We start from the raw sequence: 4,404 nt of genomic DNA, 5'->3' as shown, positions 1-4,404 counted from the left end.
CCGCTACCGATGCAGCCGGTAACACCGGTACTGCTTCTACGTCCGGTACAGTGGATACCACTGCCCCAACGGTCACGCTGGATGCACAAGGCACCGGTAACGACACCACACCGACCATTTCAGGCACTACAGACCTGCCAGCCGGTGAGTCAGTGACGTTAACTGTGACGGATGCGAATGGTGATGCACAAACCGTTACCGCAACCGTTCAGCCAGATGGCACGTTCAGTGCCGATGTCCCTGCAGAAATGGCAGAAGGTAACTTTACTGTTGAAGCTGCGGCAACCGATGCAGCCGGTAACACCGGCACAGCTTCAACTAGTGGCAATATCGACACCACTTCACCGACAGTAACATTAGATGCTCAAGGTACCGGTAACGACACCACACCGACTATTTCCGGCACAACCGATCTGCCAGCGGGCGAATCAGTGACGTTAACAGTCACTGATGCCAACGGCGATGCGCAAACCGTCACAGCAACCGTACAACCAGACGGTACGTTCAGCGCCGATGTCCCTGCAGAAATGGCAGAAGGTAACTTCACGGTTGATGCAGCTGCGACCGATGCGGCCGGCAATACCGGCATGGCTTCAACCAGCGGTAATATCGACACAACTGCGCCAACAGTCACACTGGATGCACAAGGCACCGGTAACGACACCACCCCGACTATTTCAGGCACAACCGATCTGCCAGCGGGCGAATCAGTGACGTTAACAGTCACTGATGCCAATGGTGATGCACAAACAGTAACAGCAACTGTGCAACCAGACGGTACCTTCAGCGCCGATATGCCTGCAGAAATGGCAGAAGGTAACTTCACGGTTGATGCAGCCGCAACCGATGCGGCTGGTAACACCGGTACTGCCTCGACCTCAGGTACGGTGGATACCACCGCACCGACAGTCACACTGGATGCACAAGGTACAGGCAACGACACCACACCGACTATTTCAGGCACGACCGATCTGCCAGCGGGCGAATTTGTCACCCTGACCGTGACGGATGCTAACGGCGATGCGCAAACTGTAACGGCTACCGTGCAACCTGACGGTACATTCAGTGCCGATGTGCCTGCTGAAATGGCAGAAGGTAACTTCACTGTTGATGCAGCGGCTACCGATGCTGCCGGTAACACCGGTACTGCCTCGACCTCAGGTACGGTGGATACCACCGCACCGACAGTCACGCTGGATGCCCAGGGCACAGGTAACGACACCACACCAACTATTTCCGGCACTACAGACCTGCCAGCCGGTGAATCTGTAACGCTGACAGTCACTGATGCCAATGGTGATGCACAAACAGTAACGGCTACCGTGCAACCTGACGGTACATTCAGTGCCGATGTCCCTGCTGAAATGGCAGAAGGTAACTTTACTGTTGATGCAGCGGCTACCGATGCTGCCGGTAACACCGGTACAGCCTCGACCTCAGGTACGGTGGATACCACTGCACCGACGGTAACACTGGATGCCCAGGGCACAGGCAATGACACCACGCCAACCATTTCCGGTACCACGGATCTGCCAGCAGGTGAATCCGTCACCTTGACGGTGACCGATGCTAATGGTGCTGCACAAACTGTAACTGCGACAGTACAGCCAGACGGCACCTTCAGCGCCGATGTCCCTGCAGAAATGGCAGAAGGTAACTTCACCGTTGATGCTGCCGCAACCGATGCGGCCGGTAACACTGGTACTGCTTCTACGACCGGTACAGTGGATACCACTGCACCAACGGTCACTCTTGATGCTCAAGGTACCGGTAACGACACTACCCCGACTATTTCAGGCACGACCGATCTGCCAGCCGGTGAATCTGTTACCCTGACAGTGACCGATGCGAATGGTGATGCGCAGACTGTAACGGCTACCGTGCAACCTGACGGTACATTCAGTGCCGATGTCCCTGCTGAAATGGCAGAAGGTAACTTTACTGTTGATGCAGCCGCAACCGATGCGGCTGGTAACACCGGTACTGCCTCGACCTCAGGTACGGTGGATACCACCGCACCGACAGTCACACTGGATGCACAAGGTACAGGCAACGACACCACACCGACTATTTCAGGCACGACCGATCTGCCAGCGGGCGAATTTGTCACCCTGACCGTGACGGATGCTAACGGCGATGCGCAAACTGTAACGGCTACCGTGCAACCTGACGGTACATTCAGTGCCGATGTGCCTGCTGAAATGGCAGAAGGTAACTTCACTGTTGATGCAGCGGCTACCGATGCTGCCGGTAACACCGGTACTGCCTCGACCTCAGGTACGGTGGATACCACCGCACCGACAGTCACGCTGGATGCCCAGGGCACAGGTAACGACACCACACCAACTATTTCCGGCACTACAGACCTGCCAGCCGGTGAATCTGTAACGCTGACAGTCACTGATGCCAATGGTGATGCACAAACAGTAACGGCTACCGTGCAACCTGACGGTACATTCAGTGCCGATGTCCCTGCTGAAATGGCAGAAGGTAACTTTACTGTTGATGCAGCGGCTACCGATGCAGCCGGCAATACCGGCACGGCTTCAACCAGCGGCAATATTGACACCACTGCACCAGTAGTAACACTGGATGCTGAAGGTCTCGGTAATGATGCTACGCCAACAATCTCCGGCACCACGGATCTGACGCCGGGTGAGGCTGTGACATTAGCCGTCACTGATGCCAACGGTGATGTACAAACGTTCACTGCGACAGTTCAGCCTGATGGTACGTTCAGTGCCGATGTGCCTGCAAACATGGCCGATGGCAACTACACGGTTGATGCATCTGCTACGGATGCCGCGGGGAATACAGGTAGTACTTCGACAAGTGGTGAGGTGGATACCACAGCTCCTACAGGAAACGTTGTTGTTACTACAACCTATGATGATGCAACCCCCATGATCACTGGTACGTTGGATATTCCTGAAGGTGATATCGTTACACTTGTGATCACCGATGCTGCCGGAAATGAGCAAACTCTCACTGTTCCTGTAGCCGCGGATGGTTCATTCAGTGTTGAGGTTCCCACAGATCTGGCTGAAGGTGAGTTCACGGTTCAGGCATCGGCTACAGATGATGCAGGTAATACTGCTACAGCAACGCTCACTGCAACTATTGATATGGCCGCACCGAGCTTAATCATCGATCCTATTGATATCACCAATGACAACTCTCCGACAGTTACAGGCAGTACGGATGTAGGTGTAGGCACCATTGTCCTGTTGACGGTGACCGATTCTGATGGCGTTGAATACAATCTGTCTGCAGTTGTTCAGGCTGATGGAAGCTGGAGCTCAGATCTTCCCATTCTTCCGGACGGCTCTGTCACCGTTGAGGCGCAGGTTCTGGACGATTCAGGCAATATCGTGAACGTGAGTGCTGCGGGCACAATCGATACAACCGATCCGGGCATAACGTTGGACACGTTTGTCAATACAAACGATGTGCAGCCTACGATCTCCGGTACTTCAGATGAGCTGGGCGCCAACGTTGAAATCGTGCTTGTAGACGGCTTAGGTGTTGAACAAACCCTCTCTGCCACGGTTCAGCCTGATGGTACCTGGTCTGTCAATGTACCATCAGATCTCAATGAAGGATTACTGACAATCGACGCATCGGTCATGGATGATGCGGGCAACGTTGCAACTGTCAGCACCTCCGGCCTGATTGATTTAACGTTGCCGGTACTCAACGTTAACCCGGTTACAGACCTTGGTAGTGACACGCCGTTGATTTCCGGTACCTCTGACGAAATCGGCGGTATCGTAACCATCGACATTACCGACGGTAACGGTGATACGCAAAGCTTCAACGCGACAGTTCTCGGCGACGGTACCTGGTCTGCCAACGTACCTGTGGCGATTTCTGAAGGCTTGCTGGATGTCAACGTGTCGGTACTGGATGCAGCGGGTAATGTGGCCACGGTGAACACCTCCGGCCTGATTGATCTGACGCTGCCAGTGCTGAATATCAACCCGATCACCGATCTGGCCAGCGATACACCGCTCATCAGCGGTACGTCTGACGAAATCGGCGGTATCGTAACCATCGATATCACGGACGGTAACGGCGATACGCAAAGCTTCAACGCGACAGTTCTCGGCGACGGTACCTGGTCAGCCAACGTACCCATGGCGATTTCAGAAGGCTTACTGGATGTGAACGTGTCGGTACTGGATGATGCCGGCAATCTGGCCACGGTGAATACTTCCGGCCTCATCGACCTGACACTGCCAGTGCTGAACATCAACCCGATCACCGATCTGGCCAGTGACACGCCGTTGATTTCCGGTACCTCTGATGAAATCGGCGGACTGGTAACCATCGACATTACCGACGGTAACGGCGATACCCAGAGCTTCAACGCAACAGTACTGGGCGATGGTACCTGGTCGGCCA

At 54.6% G+C, this 4,404-nt stretch carries 1 protein-coding gene; it reads left to right on the top strand.

Annotated elements, in window-relative coordinates:
* Positions 1–4,404 (top strand): beta strand repeat-containing protein (locus tag J3369_RS05270; protein ID WP_349584615.1); only part of this gene is annotated, 4,404 nt, incomplete at both ends.

Source organism: Alteromonas sp. NFXS44 (genome assembly GCF_040148705.1).
Lineage (GTDB): Bacteria > Pseudomonadota > Gammaproteobacteria > Enterobacterales > Alteromonadaceae > Alteromonas.
The sequence above is the reverse complement of the archived record's forward strand: the minus strand, read 5'-3'. Positions and strand labels throughout refer to the sequence as shown.